Source organism: Actinosynnema sp. NPDC023587, assembly GCF_040640215.1.
Taxonomy (GTDB): domain Bacteria; phylum Actinomycetota; class Actinomycetes; order Mycobacteriales; family Pseudonocardiaceae; genus Actinosynnema.
This window is the reverse complement of sequence record NZ_JBFABG010000020.1, coordinates 1-19,664: the sequence shown is the minus strand read 5'-3', so window position 1 is coordinate 19,664 and position 19,664 is coordinate 1. Positions and strand designations below refer to the sequence as shown.

Here is a 19,664-nt window from a genome sequence, read left to right as displayed (position 1 = left end):
GGCTGAAACCGCCCTCAGCCCTCCGCCTGATGGAGTGCGGTGCAGCCGGGCCGGTGGTCGGCGATGTCGCGGATCTCCCGGAGGGGCGGGGCGTTGTGGCCGGGGGCGAGGTGGTCACCGAGGTCGGCCAGGGTGGCGACACGAGCGACGGGGACTTCGGTGGAACAGCCGGAGCAGTGGTCGAGCAGCAACCATGCCTGGCCGGGGGTGCTGTGGTCGGGGACGAACCGCCACAAGCGTCCGGTGACGGGGTCGGTGACGGTGATCAGGTCACCGGGGACCTCTCCGGCGCGGGTGGGGTAGGTGCGGTGGGGGTCGTCGGTGACGAGCACGGCGTCGACGGGCACCTGCAGGGCGGTGGCGACGGTGCGGGCGACACGGGCGCGACGCGCCCACCGGTTCCACGCCTCCGGGTTGTCGTGGCGGTGGTGGAACCCGTCGGGGTCGGCGGCACGGTGGGCGCGCGCGGCGCGCACCGCCCGCTCGGCGAGTCCGGGTGTCGTGGTGGTCATCGCGACCACCCCAGGGCGTCGGCGGCCGACTCGGGGAAGTGACCGACCTGCCCGCCCACGCCGAGCCACACCACGGACGGGCCGGTCGGCGGGGTGCCGTCGCCCTCGGTGTCGTCGGGGGTGCACACCACCCGCGCGAGGTGGTGCTCCGTCGGGTAGCCGGGTCGGGCGGCGATCCGCAGCGGGGTGGCGGGGTCGTAGCCGGACAGGGCGGCGGTCAGCTCGCCCACGGTGTCGGGTCGGGTGTCGGACATGCGGGTCACCTCGTGGTCATGGGGTCGGTTCGGTGGGTGGTCCGGGGCGGGGTTTGTCCCGCCCCGGACCGGTGGGGCTAGCGGGTGGTGGCGCGCAGGGCGGCGGTGGCGGCGTGTCCGATGGCGCGGACGGTGGTGGCGGGGTCGGTCAGCACGTGGACGGTGGACCCGGCGAGCGGGGTGTCGTGGGTGCCGGTGGTCAGCCACAGCACGGCGCACCCGGAGGCGCGCAGCCGGTCGAGTCTGCGTTGCCCGTCGGTGCGGGGTTGGTGGCGGTAGTCGCCGTCGGAGACGACGACCAGCAGCCGCGCCGCGCCGGGGCGGGAGAGCCCGAGTGCGCCGTCGAGGGCGTCCAGCGCGACCGGGATGTCCTCCCAGTTGTCGTTGGACTCGAACTCGGTGATCTCGGCGGGCGGTTTGCCGGGGTGGGTCAGGGGGCGCACGTGGTGGCCGAAGATCACGCTCGCGGTCTCGGTGGGCACCCTGGTGTGGCGGGCGGCGTCGGCCAGGATCCAGGCCGCCGAGGTCACGTGCGCGCATGCCCACCGCATCGAGCCGGACACGTCGCACGCCACCCCGATCCGCAACGGCGGGGCGGTGACCGGGGTCCGGGTGGTGCGGTTGGTGCGGGTGAACGGTTGCGCGGTCACCATCGCCCCGGCGGCGCGTTGGGCTTCGGCGGCGCGCACCCCGCGCATCCGCAGCCGCCCCGGCGGGACCGCCGAGGCGGACTTGACCGCGACCCGTTCGCGGACCCCGGCGGTGTCCAACGCGCGCGCCAGCACCCGTGCGGCGGTGCGCTCCTGCGGGGTGGGCGGGCGGGTGCCGGCCGTCAGGGTGGTCCCGTCACGGGGACCGCCGGCGGTGAACACCCGCCGTGCCGCCTTCCGCACCGCCTTGTCGGCGGCGTCGGCTTTCGCCTTGTCGACGGCGGCGACAGCGGCGGGGTCCTCGGGTGCCTCTTCCCGCGCCACCCTCGCCGCCACCCCGTCCAGTACGGCGGAGATCGCGTCCGCCAACGGCGACGGGTCGACGGGGGTACCGGTGCCGGGGGTGCCGCCGAACGGGTCGGGAGTGCCGGAGGGGTCCGGTGCCGCGCCGGGGTCGGCGAAGGTGTCGGGGTCGGGGTCGGTGCCGAGGATCTCGCACCATTGCCGCCCGAGGGCGAGCATGGTCTCGCCGTCGTCGTCGGCGGTGCGCAACGCCGTGCGCCACACCGCCCGCAGCCTGTCCAGCACCTCGGCCCCGAGCACGTCCTCGACCACGCGGGCGACCGGGGCGACCTCGGCGCGGGTGAGCACCCCGCCGTCCGCGCGTCCCAGCAACAGCGCGGCGGTGTGCGCGGCGTGCGCCGGGGTCATCTGCGGGGCGGTGGCGGGGTCCGCCAACAGGTCGGCGGCGACGATGCCGCGCACGCACGCCCGCAACCAGTGCCGGTCGTCCGGGCGGCGGCGGACCTGCGCGGCTTCCATGCGGGGCTCTTCCAGCAGCACGGCGGCGGCGACCACGCCGGGCGGGGCCTCGTCCGGGGGTTCCCACGCGGTGTGCTTGGCGTGCCCGCACTCGTGGGTCAGCGCACCCCACGCCGGGGCGTAGCGGGGGCGGTCGGACAGGTTCGCCGGGTCCACCGTGGCGGGGTCCACGCCGAGGTGGTCGCCGTCGAGTTCGATCAGCGCGCGGGCGGGGTAGAAACACGCCGGCGCGCCCCCGCCCGCGCCGGGTGCGACGGTGACCAGCAGGTCGTCGCGGTCGGCGATGACCGGGACCTCCTCGGCGAAGGCGGCGGACAGGGTCAGCCATTCGGGGCGGGCGGGGAACACGGCGGCACCGGTGGCGGTCGGGTCGGTGGTGAAGTGGGTGCTCACGGTTTCGGTCCTTTCGCGACGGTCGCGGTCGGTCTGACGGGTGGTCCGGGGTCAGGGTTTCGGGGTGATGCGGGCACCGAGGGCGAGTGGGGCGACGGTGCGGCCGAACGCGTCGCGCACCACGGCGGCGACGGTGGCGCGGTCCTCTTCCGGCGCGATGCCCACCAGGTTCCCGGCGGCGGCGTCCGCGCCCAACACGGCGGCGATCTTCTTGAACGCCAACAACTCACGTAGTTGCGGTGCCCACCCGACCTCGCCCCGTTCCTGCCGGGTCGCGAGGTTGCGCGCCACCCGCACCGCCTTCTTGTCCACGCCCAACTGGTCGGCCAGGTCGTAGTCGGAGGACACCTGGACCTGCACGGAGAACCGGGACGACAGGGCGTCGGTGAGCACCGCCCCGTGCACGCCGGGGTTGTGTCCGGCGACCACGTAGAACCCCGGCGCGGCGGTGACGAGCTCGCCGCCGTTGGCCTTGATGATGATCTGGCGGCGTCCGTCCATCGCGGGATAGACCACCGCGAGCACTGTCGGCGGGGTCAGGGTCGCGTCGTCGACGAACAACGGCACCCCCTCGCGCATCGCGCGCACCAGCGGACCGTGCACGAACACGAACTCGCCGTCCGGGGTCTTGGTGTAGTCGCCCACGAAGTCGGCGACCACGGTGTCCCCGTCGCCCTGCACCGTGACGCAGTCCGGGAACGCCGCCTCCACCACGCTGGTCTTGCCCGTGCCGGGCGGTCCGTACAACAGGGCGGAGACCCCGGCGTCACGCAACCGCCGCAACGCGGTCACGTCCGGCATCCCGGACAGCAACCGGGGGTGGTAGTCCATCCCGTTGGGGCGTTTCACCGGACCGGTGACCACGCCCCCCCGACCCGGCGGCGGACCCCCGCGCACCGGACCGGGCGGGCGCGGTCGCGGTCGGTGCGCCGGCGGTCGGTTTCGGGGACTTCGAGCGGGGCATGCGCGGCGGCGTCCGCGGACGTCGGCCTCGGCCAGGTGGACAACTACGACCCGGACACGTGCCGCAAGACCGCCGTGGCGAACCTCCGCGTCTACCCGCCGGACGAGACCGAAGCGCTGGACCTGCCGATGTCCGACCAGTACGGCTGCGCCGGCGACGTCAGTCGGTTCGGGAACCAGCTCACCGTCACCGCGGTGAACGCCGGCTAGTCACTGGTTCAGGTAGGCCAGGACTGCTCGGACGCGCCGGTGGGAGTTGTCCGCCGGCGGCAGGTCGAGCTTGGTCAGGATGTTGCTGATGTGCTTCTCCACCGACGGCGGCGCGAGGACGAGTTCGGCGCAGATGGCCGAGTTGGACAGACCTTGGGCCACCAACGCCAGCACTTCGCGTTCACGGGCGGTCAAGGCGGTGATCCGCTGGTCCCGGGTGTTGCGGGCGAACAACTGGCGGATCACCTCCGGGTCCATCGCCGTGCCGCCGGCCGCCACCCGTTCCAGGGCGTCCAGGAACTCGTCCAGTGCGGTCACGCGATCCTTGAGCAGGTAGCCGATCGCGCCGTTGCCGTCGGCCAGCAGTTCGGTGGCGTACGTGCGCTCGACGTACTGCGACAGGATCAGGATCGGCGCCTTCGGGTCCTGCCTGCGCACCGACAGCGCGGCGCGCAGCCCTTCGTCCCGGAAACCCGGTGGCAACCGGACGTCCACAATGGACAGATCAGGCCGGTGTTCGAGCACGGCCCGCTCCAGGTCCGGCGCGTTGTCAACGGCCGCGACCACGGTGTGCCCGGTGGCGGTCAGCATCCGCACCAGGCCGTCCCTGAGCAGCAGCAGGTCTTCGGCGATCACGATGCGCATGGGAACTCCGCGAGAACGGTGGTGGGTCCACCCGGTGGACTGGTGACCCCCATCGTGCCGTCCAAGGCCTCGACGCGACGCCGCAACCCGTCCAAACCCGAGCCGGACGGGTCTGCCCCGCCCCGCCCGTCGTCCCGCACGACCAGCGCCAACAGCTCGTCCGACCGGCGCAGCTCGATCACGCACTCGTCCGCCTCGGCGTGCTTGACCGTGTTCGCCAACGCCTCCGCGACCACGAAGTACGCCGCCGACTCCACGGCCGCCGGCAGGTCGCCCAGCTCGTCGGCGTCCACCACGACGCTGAACGGCGCGTCACCCGCCAACGCCGTCAACGCGGCGGCCAGGCCACGGTCGGTCAGGATCGGCGGGTAGATCCCGCGCACCAACCGCCGCAGCTCGGCGAGCGCCTCGTCCAACTGCCTCCGCGCGGTCAGCAGGTCCGCACGCGCGGTGTCCTCCGCCAGTCCCGCGGCACGCATCTTGCGATCGGCCAACGCGAGGGTCATGCCCGCCGCCACGATCCGGGCCTGCGCGCCGTCGTGCAGATCGCGTTCGATCCGTTGCAGTTCGGCGGCCTGCGCGTCCACCACCCGCAGCCGGGTCGCCCGCAGCGTGCTGACCTGCTGCCGCAGCCGTGCCCGTGGCCCGGCCTCCAGCAACCGGGCCGCGATCGACGCCTGAAGCCGCGACATCCGGCCGACCAGCCACGACACCGGCCGCAGCGCGGCGAGCCCCAACGCGGTGAGCACGAACCGACCTCCGACGGTGTTGAACAGCCAGTCCGCCACCGGGTACAGGTGCGGGTTCGGCACGGCCCACAGCCATACCGGTGCGACGATCGTGCCGAGCTCCACCACCCCGCCGACCACGCCGACGAGTCCGGTCGCCAGGCCGACCGGGAACGACAGCAGCAGCCACGCCAGGTCGCGCCACGTCGCCGGTTCCCGGATGACCGCGCGGCCGCGAGTCCACGGGTTCCTCCCGGTCACCGGCTCGTACGGATCGCCGATCACCCGGCCGAGCACCCACCCCGCGCGCCGCCGCTCCAGCCGGGCGATCCGCCTGCTCACCCACGTCACCGACAGGAACATCGGCGGTCCGAGGTAGGTGAACGACAGCAGGGCGGTGGCGAGCGTGGTGGCCAGCGCCCACAGGAAGGACGCGGGTCCGATCACCAGGCCGGCCAGCAGGTGCGCCAGTCCTCTGGCCGCTTGCGGGAACACCTGGTCAACCTAGCTGGGGCAGGGACCGCAGTCGGACCACGACGCGGGCGGGCACCGCGCCTGCCACGAGACCGAGCACCCCGACGCCCGCGATCATCCCGAGGTACCACAGCGGGTCGACGAACAGCCGCCACTGCCCGTCCTGGGCCACGCTGAACGCGCTCACCACGATCCCGCTGATCAGGCAGCCGAGCACCAGCGCGACCGCCACGGTGATCAACGCCTCCCGGTCGAGCAGCCGGTGCAGCTGCCGTGACGTCGCACCGGTCAGCCGCAGCTCGGCGAACTCGCGCCGGCGCGAACCGGTGGCGATGGCGAACGTGTTGACCACCGCGATCGCGGTGAAGCCGAGAGACACGGCCACCATCAGCTCCCACGCGGCCTGCTGGTTCTCCGCCTCCACCGCGCCCGGTCCGGCGGCGGCCAGCATCGGGAAACCCGCCAGATCCGGCTCGCCACGCAGGTAGACGGCGCCGACCAGGCCACGCGGATCGTGCGCCGCGACCAGTTCCGCGTCCACCACCAGGTCACCGAAACCACGCCAGTGCTCGTACACGGCCACCACGGTCAACGTCGTGCGGGTGCCGTCGGCCAGCCAGAACGTCGGCCGGTCACCGATCTTCCAGCTCCGCCGCTCGGCGAGCGGACCGCTCACCGCGACCGAGTCGGCGGCCAGGTCGTCCAGGTTCCCCGCCGTGACGCCGAGGTCCAGCGCGGACTCGCCGGACGACCGCAGGCCTTGCGCCGGGTAGTCCTCCGGCTTGCCTTCCTCGTCGACCACGATCCTGGTGCCGACGGTGAGCGCCGATCCGGTCACCGACGGCAGCGCGGCGACCTGTTCGGCGGTGGCCAGCGGAAGGCCGGGCGCGTTCGTCGCGGCCACCTGGACGGTCGCCCGCGCGGTGCGCGCGGCCTGCTGGTCGGCGGTCACCTCGGTGAGGATGTCGCCGTTGAGCAGCATGGTGGCGTTGATCGCGAACATCAGCGTCAACGGGATGGCCACGCCGACGACCCGGCGGCTCTCGGCGCGGGTCATGGCACCGGCGATGCGGCCGAGCACGCCGGTCAGCCCGACGAGCCGCGATACGACTGCCGTCAGGCCGCCGACCAGGATCGGGCCGAGCGCGGCGGCGGCGCACAGCAGCAGGGCGGACGAGACGAAACCCATGCCCATGCCCAGGTTCCCGCCCAGCGGCACCAGACCGAGCACCGCGGCAGCGCCGGCGGTGAGCACGGCCGCAGCCACGATCCGCGGCACCCGGCTGCCGTGTGCGGCGGTGACCGTCTCCCGCAGCGCCTGCGTCGGCGCGATCCGCACCGCCCGTCGTGCCGCCACCGAAGTGGCCAGCAGCGTCGCCAGCAGCCCGATCACCGCGGCGGCGATCAGCACCATCGGGTTGATCGCCACGGTGAACTGCGCGGGCACCGCGCCCAGCTCGCGGAACCGACCGGCCACCAGGTGCGCCACCACCACGCCGATCGGCAGCGCCGGCACCGTGGCCACGAGGGTGACCAGGGCGATTTCCGTGCCGAGCAGTCGGCGTAGTTGACGCGGGGTTGCACCGGCCGTGCGGAGGAGGGCCAGCTCCCGCAGCCGTTGGCGGACCGCGAGCGACACCGTGCCGGTGAGCACGAACACTGCCGCGAACCCCGTGATGCCGAGGACGAACCCGAAGATGGAGATCGCGCCGATGTAGTCCGGCACCGCACCCGGCAGGTCGGCGTTCACCTTGTCCGCGCCGGTGTGCACCGGTACCGATTCGAGCTGCTTTTCGATCGCGGCGACGACCTGTGCCCGATCCGCACCCGCAGCGAGCACGACCGCGACCGCCGTGGGCCCGGTCAGCCCGGACAGCTCGTCGACCTGCCGATCGGCCACGAACACCGCCGCCTGTCCCGGCACGCCGCCGGTCACGACACCCGAGATTTTGACGTCCCGTGCGCCGGTCTTGGTGGTGAGGCGGACGTTCTGCCCGACCGTCAGCCCGAGTTCCGCGCCGACCGCGACTTCACCGGTCGTGGGCGCGGTGCCGTCACGCAGGACGTAAGGGGTCAACGGGGCCGAGACCCAGCCGTGGGCCACGACGGACGCACGTTCCGGTGCCCTGACCGGCGTGCCCTGGAAGTCCAGCGCGACCGGGAACGCCGCGTCCGCGACCGCCGTCTGGACGCCCGGTGTCGCGGCGACGGTGTCGACGAGATCGGCGGGCAACGGCTGCGCGCCGGTCAGCCGCTCGGTCTTGGTCTTGGTTTTGGTCTTGTCACCCTTGTCCTCGGTGGTCGTCAACTCGATCTCGCGGTCCGCCGCGACCACCGCGTCGACCGCGGCGAACCGGTCACCGCCAGGTCCGGCGGTGAGCACGGAGTAGAGGAGCAGGCCGCTGCCCGAGATCAGCGCGACGGCCAGGAACGCGGTCAGGAAGGTGCCGACGAACGCGCCGAGACGTCGCCGCACGCTCGCGATGGCCAGCTTGAAAGTCATCATCGGGTCAGCTCCGTCATCCGGGCGGCGACCAGTTCGGCAGTCGGCGAGACCAGATCGCCGGCGAGCTTGCCGTCGGCGAGGAACACCACGCGGTCGGCCCACGCCGCCGCGGCGGGATCGTGGGTCACCATCACGATCGTCGCAGCCGACTCGTCCACGAAACGACGCAGCAACGCCAGCACCTCGCGTCCCGTTGACAGGTCGAGCGCGCCCGTCGGCTCGTCACCGAAGATCACTTCCGGTCGTCCGGCCAGCGCCCGCGCCAACGCCACCCGCTGCTGCTGCCCGCCGGACAACTCACCGGGCCGCGACTTCTCCCGCCCGCCGAGACCGACCCGCGTCAGCACTTCGCGTGCCCACGCCTCGTCCGGCTTGGTGCCCGAGAACCGTTGCGGCAGCAGGACGTTGTCCCACACCGACAACGCGTCCACCAGGTTGAACGACTGGAACACGAACCCGACGTGCCGACGCCGCACCGTGGTCAGCTTCGGTTCCCGCAACGCGCCGACGTCCTGCCCGGCCAGCACCACCCGGCCGGCGGTCGGCCGGTCCAACCCGGCCGCGCAGTGCAGCAGCGTCGACTTGCCGGATCCGGACGGACCCATGACCGCGGTGAACGACCCCTTGGCGAACCCGACCGTCACGCCGTCGAGCGCCCGCACCCCGGTCTGACCGGGGTACACCTTCGTCACATCGGTCAGCGAGACGATGTCCGTCCCGACCACTCGCGAATCCCGCACCAGAACCATGGGGCGGACTCTTCCTCGCCGGGACCGGCGGACCCACCGTGGGTGCCGTGATTTCCGAGGTATGGCAGGCCCTACCCTGTACCGCTGACCAGCGCGAACGCCAACCGGGCCGCACCCGGGCCTTACCCGGGCCTCACCGGTCGACGGCCAGGCTCCTCACCGGTCGACGGCCAGGCTCCTCACCGGTCGGCGGCCAGGCCTTGCTCGTAGGCGTAGATCACCGCGTGCACGCGGGTGCGCACGCCGAGTTTGGTGAGGATGCGCGCCACATGCGTTTTGACGGTGCCCTCCTCGATCGTCAGCGCGGTGGCGATCTCGCCGTTGCTCAGACCCCGGACGACGTGCGCCAGCACTTCGTGCGCGCGCGGGGTGAGCTGGTCGACGTGGCTGGGCACGGGCCGTGGTGACAACCGCGCGAAGCGGACGATGAGCCGTCCGGTGACCTTCGGGTCGATCAGCCCCCGGCCCTCGTGCAGGCTGTGCACCGCGTCCAGGACAAGGGCGGGATCGCTTTCCTTGAGCAGGAAACCGGCGGCCAGCGCGCCGAAGAAATAGTCGTCCAGGTCGAACGTGGTCAGCGCGAGGAGATGGCGACGGCGGCTTCGTGATGGCCGAGGTTGGTCTCGCCGAAGCCCTGCCGGGTGCGGCAGACGACCTCCAGGATGTACCCGGCGTCGGCGGCGGCGTTGGCCCCGAGGAACTGCGAGCTCACCAGCTCACCGGCGGTGTAGTTGGGGCGCAGCGGGTTCCACAGGACCTCGCCGAACTGGTACACCGGCTCCGTCCAGCCCTGGTCGGCGGCGACCTGCTGCGCGGCGAGGAGGTTGGCACGTTCGGTGTCGGCCCAGTCCAAGGCGGCCTTGGCGTCGTCGAACATGCCGGTGTCGAGGTCGGCGTAGGCGTCGCTGAACCGGCGGGGGAAAGGGTTGATGACCTTGTCGGCTGCTGCTGTGCGCCGCAGGTACCACTCGATCATCCGGCGACGGACCGCCAGTCGCTCGCCCTGGTCGTCCTGGTCAGCGAGGGCTTGCAGGTGCTCGCGCAGGACGTCGTGCAGCCGGTAGCGCTCGTCGCCGGTCTCGGTGACGAGGTTGGCCTCCACCAGCCGCCCGAGTCCGCGGTCGACCGCACTGACCGCCACGTCGAGCCCGGCGGCGAGCGGCTCAGCGGTGAACTCGGCGTCGGGGTGCTCGGCTAGGCCGCGGTAGAGCCGGGCGGTGGTGGGGTCAAGGTCCTCGTAGCTCATCTGCAGCACTCCTTCGACGGACAGCTCGTGCGGGTCCGAGGCGGCGGACGCCTCGGCGAGGTGGGTCAGGCGGGTGATCAGGCGAGCCGGGTCGCACCGGGGATGCGCGGCGAGGTGGGCTCCGGCGATGGTCAGGGCCAGTGGGTGCCCGTGGCAGCGGGCGGCCAGGGCGTGGAGCAGGTCCTCGCCCAGAGGTTGCCGGTCCTCGTCGAGCAGGCCGGCCAGGAGCGCGGCGCCGGTGGCCACGGGGAAGCAGCCGAGGTCGAGGTGGCGGAATCCCACGACGGCCAGCCCGGCGAGGCGGTGACGGCTGGTGACGGCTGGTGACGGCTGGTGACGGCTGGTGACCAGGATCGTGCCGCGCGCTGTGGCGGGTACCAGGGGCTGCACCTGCTCGGCGGAGCGGGCGTTGTCGACCAGCACGGCCACCGCCTTGTCCGAGGTGACCGTCCGGTAGAGCGCGACCAGTTCAGCCGCCTCGCCTGGCAGGTCGTCGGCGGCGACACCGAGCGCACGGAGCCATCGTCGCGGCCCCGGCCAGGCTGTTGCACACCCCCGCCGAGGCCGCCCGGCTGTTGGCGGTGCGGGAGTCGTGGCTGCGTCGGATGGCGGGACGGCGCGAGATCGCGTGCACGTTCGTGGGCAAGCACCTGCGGTTCTCCGACGCGGACCTGCGTTCCATCGTCCAACGGGGATCCCGACCCGCCCGAGGGGACCGCGCGACCGGGCACGAGAACCGCGGCCCGCATCCACGGCGCAGGGTGGCCTGAACACATTTCGGTTGCTCTCCAACGGATATGGAGCGTCACTGTCCGTCCGCCGTCGTCCACGACGGCGGACGGACACACCGAGGAAGAGGAGTACGTGATGGGCTGGGTGGAGAAACGCGGTGACGGGTTCCGGGTGCGCTACCGGTTGCCGGACGGATCCCTGTTCACCGAGAACGGCTTCGACACACGCGAAGAAGCGGAGAACCGGATCCGGGACGTGGAGTCCGACCAGCGACGCGGAAAGTTCGTCGACCCCCGGCTGGCGCAGACCCGGTTCGGCGACTGGGTGCGCGAATGGGTCCAGGCCCACGACGTCAGCGCCGTCACCTGGGCCACCTACGACTCGCACCTGCGCAACCACATCCTGCCCCGCTTCGCCGACACCGAACTGGGCGACATCACCCGGATGACGATCAAGGTCTGGGCCAAGCAGCTACGACGCAAGCTCAGCGAACGCAGTGTCTCCGACGTGGTCAACCTGCTGTCGCGGATCATGGGCGAGGCCGTCGACGAGGAGCTGATCGGCGCCAACCCCTGCCGCAAACTCCGCCTCGCCACCGGTGACCAACCCGAACGGCCCCACGCCACCACCGCCCAGATCACCGGCCTGGCCGCCCGCGTGTCCCCCGACAACGCCGCCCTGATCGTCACAGCCGCCTACACCGGCATGCGCTGGGGTGAACTGACCGGCCTGCAATGGACACGGGTCGACACGGCCAACCGGGAGATCCGCATCGACGGCAAAGACGGTGCCCTGCACGAGGTCGGCGGCAAACTCACCCTCGGACCGCCCAAGACCCCCGCCAGCGTCCGCACCGTCCATCTACCCCAGTTCCTGGCCGACCTGCTCGACGACCACCACGACCGCCACCCCACCGCCCGCTTCGTCTTCACCGGAGGCGACGGGGCACTACACCGACGTTCCAACTTCCGCCGCCGCGTCTGGCTACCCGCGCTCCGCGGCGACACCGCCACCGGCCGACCGCGGATCAACCCCGACATGCACTTCCACGACCTGCGCCACACCCACAAGACCTGGCTCATCGAGGACGGCGTCCCCGAAGTCCTCCAGCACAAAAGAATCGGTCACAAGTTCCACGGCGTCATGGGCGTCTACTCCCACGTCACCCAACCCATGATCGATGCCATGCTCGCCGGACTCCAATACCGCTGGGAGCAAACACGGGAGCAAACGGGGAGCACAAACCCATGACCACCTTCGCAAATACGGAGGTGGTCAAGATCATCCGCTCCCACATTGCTCCCCGCAACGATCAACGGCCCGCAGACGAAGATCGTCTACGAGCCGTTGACCTGCAAAAACACACTGTGGGCGATACAGGGATCGAACCTGTGACCTCTTCGGTGTGAACGAAGCGCTCTCCCGCTGAGCTAATCGCCCTTATTCCGTTCCCCCGCTCTCGCGGTGTGTGGATACCTTACAACATCATCCCTTGGATCCAAAAATCGGGCTGTCCAACCACGGCCAGTCGAGCCCGAACCAGCCTCCGACCAGCGCGAACGCGCCGAGTAGCCAGCAGGTCACGGCGACCACCAGGGCGGTGGCGGCGAGGACGAGGGTCTTCACGAGGAGGTTCTGGCGCTTGAGCCACGCGACCCACGCGTCGTAGTACCGCTTCGCGAAGCGCAGCACGCGGCCCGCCCACTCGAACTCCGTCGCCAGGATCGCCAACCCGGCGAACACCACCAGCCAGCCCGGACCGGGATACGGGATCATCAGGATCCCGCCCACCAGCACGAGACCGCCGACCACGCCGACACCGATGCGATAGGTCAGGTTCATCGCGGCGTTGCGGCGGAACCACGGGCGGTCGCCGCTCTGCTCGCCCTTCTTGTCGCGCTGTTCGGCGGTCATGTCCACATCATCGCTCACGCGTTGCCCACCTGACCGAAGGCCACCACGTCGGACGGCGTGGCCGGCATGGTCGTGCCCGGCTCCAGGGAGATCGCGAACACCTGGTGCTGGTGCGCCGCGTTCGACCAGTTCACGAACTGGACCGTGGAGTCCGGCTGCACCGTGAACATCGTCAACGGCACTGCTTCCGGGGTGCTCTTGCCCCACACCACGTACGTCTGGTCGGCCGCGTTGGGCGCGAGCTTCATCTCCATGACGGCTGCTTCGGCGTCGCTGGACAGCATGATCGCGACCGGGTCACCGGACGGCGAGCGCAGCACGGCCCGGTTGGTCTCCGGGTTCGCGGCCAGTTCCAGAGCCTTGTTCAGCCTGCTGTTCCGCTGCTCTTCCGCCGAGATCCGGTCGTCTAGCTGGTTGAACCGCACCCCTGCGACACCGACTGCGGCCAACGCGACCACGACGGCCGCAGCGGCGAGCAGACGGCGACCGATGCCGTTCTTGCGCCGCTCGTCGAGCCTGACGGGCGCGGGCTCAGGCACGGACTCCGACGGGATCGGTGCCGCCGGGCGAGTCGGAGCGACGCGCTCTTGGGGCGTGCGCTCGACCTCTGCCATCAGTCGTGACTTCAGGCCGGTCGGCGGGTCGTACTGCCGCACCGAACCGCCGAGCGCCGCGGTCACCTCTTCGGTGGCCCGAACCGTTTCTCGGCACTGCGCACAGCCCGGCAGGTGGTCGCGCACGCGCGCCTCCTCGTCCGGTTCGAGCGAGTGCATCGCCCAACCGACCGCGAGCTCCTCCTGAGGGCACCGCTCGCCCCTCCGCTCCCCGGTCACCGATGTGCTCCCGTCGTCTCGCCGCCGGTCTCCCCGGCCCAAGCCGATCGCAGCGAGATCCGCAGCCTGCGGATCGCGGCGAACGTGCGCGACTTGACCGTCCCCAGGGGTATCCCGGTCAAGGCCGCGACTTCTATCTGCGTGTAACCGTCGAGGTAGGCCAAGGCGATCACCTGCCGCTGGTCCTCGGGCAGCCGTTTGAGCGCTTCCCGGACCTCGGCACCCACGACGCCGTTGAGGGCGGCGTGGTCGGCACCGTCCGCAGGCGTGAGGTTGCGCTCGGACACCTCGTCGGTCAACGGCACGTTCCGCCGGCGCTGGGTGTTCTCCCGCCGCACCGCGTCGACCGCCCGGTGGTGCACGACGGTCATCAACCACGTGCCGAAGCCACCCCGTGACCGGTCGTACCCGGCGGGGTTGCGCCACAGCGCCAGGAACGCCTCCTGGACCACGTCCTCCGACAGGCCCGGATCGACGCAGATCCTCCGTGCGAGCGAGTAGGCCGGTCGGGCGTAGCGGTCGTACAGTTCTTCGAACGCACCGCGTTCACCAGCGGAAACCCGTTCGACCAGCGACGCGTCGGAAGTGCGCCCGTCGGGCTCGGGTCTGGACGCCGGAGCGGGTGAGTCAGCCACCAGAGTTGTCCTCACGTCCAACATTCGCGCAACAGCCGGTACCGGGTTCAGGTTAAACCCAGCAAGATGTGGAGCGGCACGGGTTGGCTGGACACGGAGCGCAGCCGGATGGTAGCCCAGAGGAGTTCAATGACCCCGAACGGGTGATAACCACCTCGATGTCGAGCGTTCCTCGCCACATACACGTCACAAGTGGAGCACTCGGTCGTTTCCTGGACCGGGAAGGGAGAAAAGGGTAACGACGATGCGCAATGACCACGTGACGCTCCGCTCAACAGCAGTCTTCGACCTGCTGGCACCGAGGACCCCTGCGGTTCCGGTTCAGGTGGAGCTTCGTTATGACACGAAAGACCCCTACGCAGTGGTGGCCGCGTTCCGCACAGGACGTGCCGGCTGGGTCGAATGGGTGTACGCCCGCGATCTCCTGGCCGACGGCCTGATCGCCGACGCGGGAGACGGCGACGTCCGGATCCGCCCGGCCACCGACGACCCCGAGGTCGTCGTGATCGAACTCAGCTCGCCCTCCGGCCACGCCATGTTCGAGGCGTCGGCACAGGAGCTGGCCGACTTCCTGGACCGCACGTACGACGTCGTGGTGCCCGGCAACGAGCACCTGTGGGTCGACGTGGACGAGGCCCTGACCCACCTCATCTCCAACGACCTGACCTGAAAGTGCTGGTGACAGCCCTGCCGACGGTCGGCGGGACCCCCGATTTGATCCAACCGAGGGGGATGTAATAAAGTTCCTCTCGCACCGGGGAACACGGAACGGAAAGCCTCAAAAGGGCCGGAAGTCCCGAAACCACGGAGTATGCGGATGTAGCGCAGTTGGTAGCGCATCACCTTGCCAAGGTGAGGGTCGCGAGTTCGAGTCTCGTCATCCGCTCGGCAGAGGGCCCCTTGGGCTCAGGCCAGACTTCCTGGTGCTAGGCTTCGGGAGTCTTGGCGGAGTGGCCGAGTGGCTTAGGCAAGGGCCTGCAAAGCCCTGTACACGGGTTCGATTCCCGTCTCCGCCTCGGACGATTAGCTCAGCGGGAGAGCACTACCTTGACACGGTAGGGGTCACAGGTTCAATCCCTGTATCGTCCACCAACGAAGTACGCAGTTCAGAAGCCCGGCCCTCGATCCTGAGGCCGGGTTTTTGCATGCGGTACAAGATCGAAGGCAATGGACTCCCGAAGCGGTAGCGATCGCGTCTTCTCCACTATGGCTGCCAGGTGGGTGAACCGTCCGATGATCCGGCCCGTTCATCGGTGTGCAGGGCCGGCAGCGAGGCCGACCACCGTCGTTCGAGTGTCGCATCGATCTGCGTCGGTATGACCTCTGTCACATGGCCGTAGGTAGGGATGTCGTCCTCGGCTGTCCACGTCGCATGGGTGTGGCGTGCTTCACGAAGGTGAGCCAGAGAGGGATTGGCGACGTGTGATCCACAGCGCTTGGACGATCAGGCTTGCGCCCATGTCGGGCCGGCCGCCAGAACCGATGCCGGAAGTTCCCCGATGCAGCGGCCCACCCTCGGGGGAAGTGGACACACACGACTCATGGCGATCGTCGAGCAGCGGCTCGTAGATCACAGCGACGCTCGGCGGCAGCCGTAGCGACCGGGTTCCAGCAGGCGTCTTCGTACGCTCGCGCTTCCCTTGTTGACCTCTTTCAAGGGATGTTGGGTGTCGAGCGCCTGCTGTAGCTCGCTCTACCGCCCATCGGTGTAGCAGCCGACCAGGCACAGCGTGAACCCTGCGAGCCCATCTCGGACTCGTACAGGTGCATCGCCGCCCGCAACGCCTGCACCGGCGAGGCGACCAGGAGTTCGTTTTCGAACTCCCCCGCCGTGACGCGAATCCCGTAGCACGGGTTCGCCGGGGCCACCTTCGCCCTGACTGCCGCGTTCATGATCGTGCACAACGTCGCGAAGTGCGCCGCCATCGACAGCTCGGCGTACTCGTCGTGCGACGTGGACAGCCACTTCTCGATCTCCATGCAGCCGTGGGACAGGCCGAGGCGACTCGCGTGTTCGGTGGCGAAGCGGCGGGCGGCCTGGATGCCGGCGGAGGTGGTGACCTTCAGCGTGACGGCGTCCCGGCCGCCATCGAAGGGCAGTTGACGCCGCCGTGGTCGTCGTTGATCGCCAAGGGCGCGGGCAGGAGGCTGCCGAACCGGCGTCGCGGGCGAACTCCGACCACCGCTCGGCCACATCGCCGATCGACACGCGCACCAGTTCCCCGATGCGGGCCACTTCCAAGCATGGTCCGTCACCTTGGTCGCAATGGTGGCTTCGTCCCGCCGGGCACGACTGCGGTGACCTGCTCGCACACCCGGTGCAACGGGCCTCGGAGTCGTCTTCGGTGCCCAGCGCGGCAGTGAGGAACTCCAGGGCACCGGTGACCTCGTCGAGCACCCGCCGCCACGAGTCGTCTCGGACCGAGGCAACACCACTACCACCGATGGCTGCCACGGCAATAGCGCTATGAACGTTGTGCTCGCGGGAACTCGGAGGCTCTTGCTCCGAGGACCGTCCCGACCATGTCTACCCGCTCGGTTGAGGACCAGGGGCTCTGCGGCAACCGTGCCCGATCCGGCTGTCGATCCTGCCGCGCCGTGATTTCCGAGTGGTGGGTGGTGGTGCTCGGTACGTCCGGTGGGGACATCGGCCAGGCCGACGTGGCGGAACAGCGCCAGGGTGGTTGCCGTGCGCCGAGGGGAGGTCGCGTCGCACAGCCCAGGTGATCGTGCTGCTGCGCGAACCCGTGTCCTGTGCTGTGATCGGAGATAGTCCGTACTCGACGTGGTTGCCCGGCGGTGACACCGGTGCCGGCCGAGGAGCAGATCAAGGACGCCACCCGGGTATGACCCGGATGACATGGACCGGAATGGGCTACCACCAACGAGCCGGCGACTACTACAGCGAGAGTTACCGGCTGGTCCTGCCGATGATGTGACTTCTCCGGGCGGTGCCCGCGATCCGGTGGACCGGATCGCGGGCACCCGCTTGTGCCGGCGTCAGCGGTTCAACCGCCGGGCCAGCAGTTCCTTGCCCTCATCGGCACCCTTGCGGCTCGCTTCCTTGGCGCGGCGGAAGAAGTCCGTCAACTCGCTGTCTCCCGCGCGCTCCGCGTCCGCGATGTAGGTCTCCAACCGCAGCACGTTGCTCAGGCACGCCTCGACGAACCAGATGATGTTGTAGTCCTTGTCCTGCGTGCCCGTGACTTGGCCGGTCTCGCTGCTGGACATCCGCTCCTCCTCGTTGCCGGGTTCCTGCCGGCGTGGTACCCGTCCCGGACCAGTCGACACCTCCGGCCACGGTCGTGTCGGACGAAGGCCGATGGCTGGTCACAGCGCGGCGGGGGTGTCGCGGCAGAGCTGGAGCTCTTCACGTGGCCGCACGACCGGCACCGCGACGGTGGCGGCGGGCGGGCTGACCGGTCCGTCGCCGTCCGGTTCGGCGGTCAGGTCGCGAGGGGTGCCGAGCAGCGACAGGCCGGCGACGACGCCGGCGCGGACCTCGGGTTGGTCCCAACCGATCTCGCCGGTGAACACCAGCGCGTCGAGCCGGTCCAGCGAGGTAGCCGCGGCGGCGAGTTCGCGGCGCACGCGGTGGGCGAACACGCGCAGCGCCAGTGCCGCCGCCGGGTCCTGTCCCGCCTCGGCGACCAGGTCTCGGGTGTCGCCCGACCTGCCGCCGGACAGCCCGAGCAGGCAGGATTCGTGGTTGAGGCCGTGGTCGAGGGCGTCGAGGTCGAGACCGTTGCGCACCGCGCACACCGAGCAGCCACCGCCCAGGTGGGTGATCAGCACGCTGAGCCCTTCGACGGGTCGGTCGAGCACCGCCGCCGTCCGGTCCAGCGCCTACCGGTACGAGAGACCGTGGAAGCCGTAGCGGCGCAAGCCGTGCCGCTCCCGCCACTGGGCCGGCAGCGGATAGGTGGCGGCGACCTCGGGCAGATCGGCGGGGAATGCGGTGTCCGGGCACAGCACGTGCGGCACGTCGGGCAGTCGCTCGCGCAGCACGTCCAGCAGCCGCAACGCGGGCGGCACGTGCAGCGGTGCCAACGCCTCGGCACGGCGGGCCGCCGCGATGGCGTCGTCGTCACCGGGGTCGACGCGCGCAGGCCGGGTCCACCGTGCACGAGCCGATGCCCGACGGCGGCGATGTCGTCCGCGCCGTCCACGTCGACAGAGTCCAGGACTTCCTCGTTCCCGGTGTCGGCCAAGTGCGCTTTGAGGCTGTTCGAACCGGCGTTGACGGTCAGGACGGTTCGGCCGAGTCGTCGTCACGACCGGTGCGGCGCAGCGCGTCGGCGGCGAGGTCGTGGCGGCTCATGCTGTTGCTGGCCAGCAGGCCGTAGGGCGTGGTCGTGGTGCCCTCCTCCCGATAGCCGTGCACGTGGAACCGCCGCGTGTCGGACCTGCCGTGCAGGGTCTCGTGCACTGCCGAGGGGTAGCCGTGAAACCGAGCACCACCGGCACGCAGTCGGGGAAGCACGCGGTGAAGTCCTGATCGGACAGACCGTGCGGGTGGCGATCGGCGGGGGTCAGAGACAGGAGGTCGACCGCGTTGACCACGCGGACGGCCAGGTCGAGCGCGCGGTCGCACAGGATCGAGGCCGCCGCCGGCACCTCGACGGTGGGGCATCGGCCGTGCCACTTCCACCCGGTCGGACGGCCGGCACGATGGTGCCCGCCCAGCCGGGACGTCGGTTCCCCTCGCCGACCCGGTTGACCACGCGGACACCGGCTACTCGACTCCGCACACCGGCAACCGCCTGGAACAGCGCCAGAGTTGTTCCCGTGCGCCGAGGGGAGATCGCGTCGCGGGAGCTGATGTCGCTGCCGGGCTGCCCGTCGGAGCCGGAACTCTCCTTCATCACGACGAGTTCCGTCGCGGTGTCCCAGTCGGTCTCCACCAGCTCACCACCGCGCCGGATCAGGGGATGGTCAAATGCCGGACGATCCGGTGCGAACCGGGGAAGAACTCCGACCGGCGCGCGACGCCGTCGCGGTCAGGCGTCGCCGCTGTCGTTCTCGGGTGTCCCTGGGGCGTCGTCCCGCTGGTCGCCGGGCGATGACGAGTCCGGTTCGCTGAGACCTTCCTCCCGCTCGGTGGCGGGCTTCGCCTCTCCGGCACGCACCGCTTCTTCCTCGGGACCGGCTCCGGTGATGTCGTCCATGCCGGTCCGGTACCCGCCTGCCTGGCCGCGCAACGCGGGCGCGTCCTCGACCGGCGGCGGCGGGGCACTCCCCGGCACCGGGGTCGGCGGGGAGCCTGCGACGGTGGTGGGGCGGGGGGGGGGCCCGCCCCCCCCCCCCCCCCCCCGGGGGGCCCCCCCCCCGCGGGGGCCCCGGCGGGGGGGCCCCGACCCCGCGCCCCCCGGGTGCGGGTGCAGCCCCGGGTGGATGA

20 protein-coding genes, 4 tRNA genes and 2 pseudogenes are annotated in these 19,664 nt (G+C 70.9%); 7 read left to right on the top strand and 19 right to left on the bottom strand.

What is annotated here, in order from left to right; translation table 11 throughout:
* Nucleotides 1-14: 14 nt before the first annotated feature.
* From AB0G01_RS32280 to AB0G01_RS32265, 4 genes are all read right to left on the bottom strand, one after another.
* Entirely contained in the window at nucleotides 15-512 is a 498-nt protein-coding gene (locus tag AB0G01_RS32280; RefSeq protein WP_360953624.1) for a hypothetical protein, read from the bottom strand.
* Entirely contained in the window at nucleotides 509-766 is a 258-nt protein-coding gene (locus AB0G01_RS32275; RefSeq protein WP_360953621.1) for a hypothetical protein, read from the bottom strand. The genes AB0G01_RS32280 and AB0G01_RS32275 overlap by 4 nt, the downstream gene beginning before the upstream one ends.
* A 77-nt stretch (nucleotides 767-843) precedes the next feature.
* The gene (locus tag AB0G01_RS32270) at nucleotides 844-2,631 is read right to left on the bottom strand and encodes a VWA domain-containing protein (RefSeq protein ID WP_360953618.1); all 1,788 of its coding nucleotides are present in this window, start codon (nucleotides 2,629-2,631) and stop codon (nucleotides 844-846) included.
* Nucleotides 2,632-2,682: 51 nt separating this feature from the next.
* Nucleotides 2,683-3,480, bottom strand: coding sequence for an AAA family ATPase (locus AB0G01_RS32265; RefSeq protein WP_360953615.1), 798 nt, complete (start codon nucleotides 3,478-3,480; stop codon nucleotides 2,683-2,685).
* Nucleotides 3,481-3,630: 150 nt separating this feature from the next.
* Here AB0G01_RS32265 and AB0G01_RS32260 point away from each other — a divergent pair, with 150 nt between their 5' ends.
* Nucleotides 3,631-3,804 (top strand): hypothetical protein, encoded by a 174-nt coding sequence (locus AB0G01_RS32260; RefSeq protein WP_360953612.1) that lies wholly within the window; start codon nucleotides 3,631-3,633, stop codon nucleotides 3,802-3,804.
* On the opposite strand, the gene AB0G01_RS32255 is transcribed toward AB0G01_RS32260, so the two are convergent.
* The 6 genes from AB0G01_RS32255 to AB0G01_RS32230 all read right to left on the bottom strand — a co-directional run bounded on the left by AB0G01_RS32255 (nucleotide 3,805) and on the right by AB0G01_RS32230 (nucleotide 10,575).
* The gene (locus AB0G01_RS32255) at nucleotides 3,805-4,449 is read right to left on the bottom strand and encodes a response regulator transcription factor (protein WP_360953609.1); all 645 of its coding nucleotides are present in this window, start codon (nucleotides 4,447-4,449) and stop codon (nucleotides 3,805-3,807) included.
* Nucleotides 4,437-5,672 carry a sensor domain-containing protein gene (locus AB0G01_RS32250; protein WP_360953606.1) on the bottom strand — a complete coding sequence of 412 codons (1,236 nt, stop codon included), beginning with the start codon at nucleotides 5,670-5,672 and terminating at the stop codon, nucleotides 4,437-4,439. Before AB0G01_RS32250 ends, AB0G01_RS32255 begins: the two co-directional genes overlap by 13 nt.
* Before the next feature lie 4 nt (nucleotides 5,673-5,676).
* The gene (locus AB0G01_RS32245; protein WP_360953603.1) at nucleotides 5,677-8,157 is read right to left on the bottom strand and encodes an ABC transporter permease; all 2,481 of its coding nucleotides are present in this window, start codon (nucleotides 8,155-8,157) and stop codon (nucleotides 5,677-5,679) included.
* Nucleotides 8,154-8,906 (bottom strand): ABC transporter ATP-binding protein, encoded by a 753-nt coding sequence (locus tag AB0G01_RS32240; protein WP_360953600.1) that lies wholly within the window; start codon nucleotides 8,904-8,906, stop codon nucleotides 8,154-8,156. The genes AB0G01_RS32245 and AB0G01_RS32240 overlap by 4 nt, the downstream gene beginning before the upstream one ends.
* Nucleotides 8,907-9,085: 179 nt before the next feature.
* A complete protein-coding gene (locus AB0G01_RS32235) occupies nucleotides 9,086-9,391 on the bottom strand; it encodes a LuxR C-terminal-related transcriptional regulator (RefSeq protein WP_360953597.1) in 306 nt (101 codons plus the stop codon).
* An 89-nt stretch (nucleotides 9,392-9,480) separates the two neighbouring features.
* Nucleotides 9,481-10,575, bottom strand: a complete 1,095-nt coding sequence (locus AB0G01_RS32230) for a helix-turn-helix domain-containing protein (protein ID WP_360953594.1) — start codon at nucleotides 10,573-10,575, stop codon at nucleotides 9,481-9,483.
* A gap of 122 nt (nucleotides 10,576-10,697) precedes the next feature.
* Between AB0G01_RS32230 and AB0G01_RS32225 the strand changes: the two genes are divergently transcribed.
* Together AB0G01_RS32225 and AB0G01_RS32220 are read left to right on the top strand one after the other, a co-directional pair.
* Nucleotides 10,698-10,922, top strand: coding sequence for a helix-turn-helix domain-containing protein (locus tag AB0G01_RS32225; RefSeq protein ID WP_360953591.1), 225 nt, complete (start codon nucleotides 10,698-10,700; stop codon nucleotides 10,920-10,922).
* 97 nt (nucleotides 10,923-11,019) lie between these two features.
* The gene (locus AB0G01_RS32220) at nucleotides 11,020-12,135 is read left to right on the top strand and encodes a tyrosine-type recombinase/integrase (RefSeq protein ID WP_360953588.1); all 1,116 of its coding nucleotides are present in this window, start codon (nucleotides 11,020-11,022) and stop codon (nucleotides 12,133-12,135) included.
* Between the two features lie 117 nt (nucleotides 12,136-12,252).
* On the opposite strand, the gene AB0G01_RS32215 is transcribed toward AB0G01_RS32220, so the two are convergent.
* From AB0G01_RS32215 to AB0G01_RS32200, 4 genes are all read right to left on the bottom strand, one after another.
* A tRNA-Val gene (locus AB0G01_RS32215) sits at nucleotides 12,253-12,324 on the bottom strand.
* A gap of 45 nt (nucleotides 12,325-12,369) precedes the next feature.
* Nucleotides 12,370-12,816, bottom strand: coding sequence for a TIGR02611 family protein (locus tag AB0G01_RS32210; protein WP_360953585.1), 447 nt, complete (start codon nucleotides 12,814-12,816; stop codon nucleotides 12,370-12,372).
* Entirely contained in the window at nucleotides 12,813-13,631 is an 819-nt protein-coding gene (locus AB0G01_RS32205; RefSeq protein ID WP_360953582.1) for an anti-sigma factor, read from the bottom strand. Before AB0G01_RS32205 ends, AB0G01_RS32210 begins: the two co-directional genes overlap by 4 nt.
* Nucleotides 13,628-14,266 carry a sigma-70 family RNA polymerase sigma factor gene (locus AB0G01_RS32200; RefSeq protein ID WP_360953579.1) on the bottom strand — a complete coding sequence of 213 codons (639 nt, stop codon included), beginning with the start codon at nucleotides 14,264-14,266 and terminating at the stop codon, nucleotides 13,628-13,630. Before AB0G01_RS32200 ends, AB0G01_RS32205 begins: the two co-directional genes overlap by 4 nt.
* 244 nt (nucleotides 14,267-14,510) lie before the next feature.
* Between AB0G01_RS32200 and AB0G01_RS32195 the strand changes: the two genes are divergently transcribed.
* From AB0G01_RS32195 to AB0G01_RS32180, 4 genes are all read left to right on the top strand, one after another.
* Entirely contained in the window at nucleotides 14,511-14,936 is a 426-nt protein-coding gene (locus tag AB0G01_RS32195; protein ID WP_360953576.1) for an SsgA family sporulation/cell division regulator, read from the top strand.
* A 143-nt stretch (nucleotides 14,937-15,079) separates the two neighbouring features.
* Nucleotides 15,080-15,152, top strand: a tRNA-Gly gene (locus AB0G01_RS32190).
* 58 nt (nucleotides 15,153-15,210) lie between these two features.
* Nucleotides 15,211-15,282: transfer RNA gene (locus AB0G01_RS32185), tRNA-Cys, on the top strand.
* 1 nt (nucleotide 15,283) lies between these two features.
* Nucleotides 15,284-15,358 (top strand) — tRNA-Val (locus AB0G01_RS32180).
* Between the two features lie 561 nt (nucleotides 15,359-15,919).
* Here AB0G01_RS32180 and AB0G01_RS32175 read toward each other — a convergent pair.
* The 5 genes and pseudogenes from AB0G01_RS32175 to AB0G01_RS32155 form a co-directional block, all read right to left on the bottom strand.
* Nucleotides 15,920-16,246: a hypothetical protein gene (locus AB0G01_RS32175; protein ID WP_360953573.1), complete on the bottom strand. Its 327-nt coding sequence runs from the start codon at nucleotides 16,244-16,246 to the stop codon at nucleotides 15,920-15,922.
* A gap of 1,020 nt (nucleotides 16,247-17,266) precedes the next feature.
* On the bottom strand, nucleotides 17,267-17,497 hold the full coding sequence (locus tag AB0G01_RS32170) for a hypothetical protein (protein WP_360953570.1): 231 nt from the start codon (nucleotides 17,495-17,497) through the stop codon (nucleotides 17,267-17,269).
* Nucleotides 17,498-17,596: 99 nt separating this feature from the next.
* A pseudogene (locus AB0G01_RS32165) lies at nucleotides 17,597-18,301 on the bottom strand (hypothetical protein).
* Between the two features lie 211 nt (nucleotides 18,302-18,512).
* Nucleotides 18,513-18,883, bottom strand: a pseudogene (locus tag AB0G01_RS32160) (hypothetical protein).
* A gap of 383 nt (nucleotides 18,884-19,266) precedes the next feature.
* Nucleotides 19,267-19,434, bottom strand: coding sequence for a hypothetical protein (locus AB0G01_RS32155; protein WP_360953567.1), 168 nt, complete (start codon nucleotides 19,432-19,434; stop codon nucleotides 19,267-19,269).
* Nucleotides 19,435-19,664: the final 230 nt, after the last annotated feature.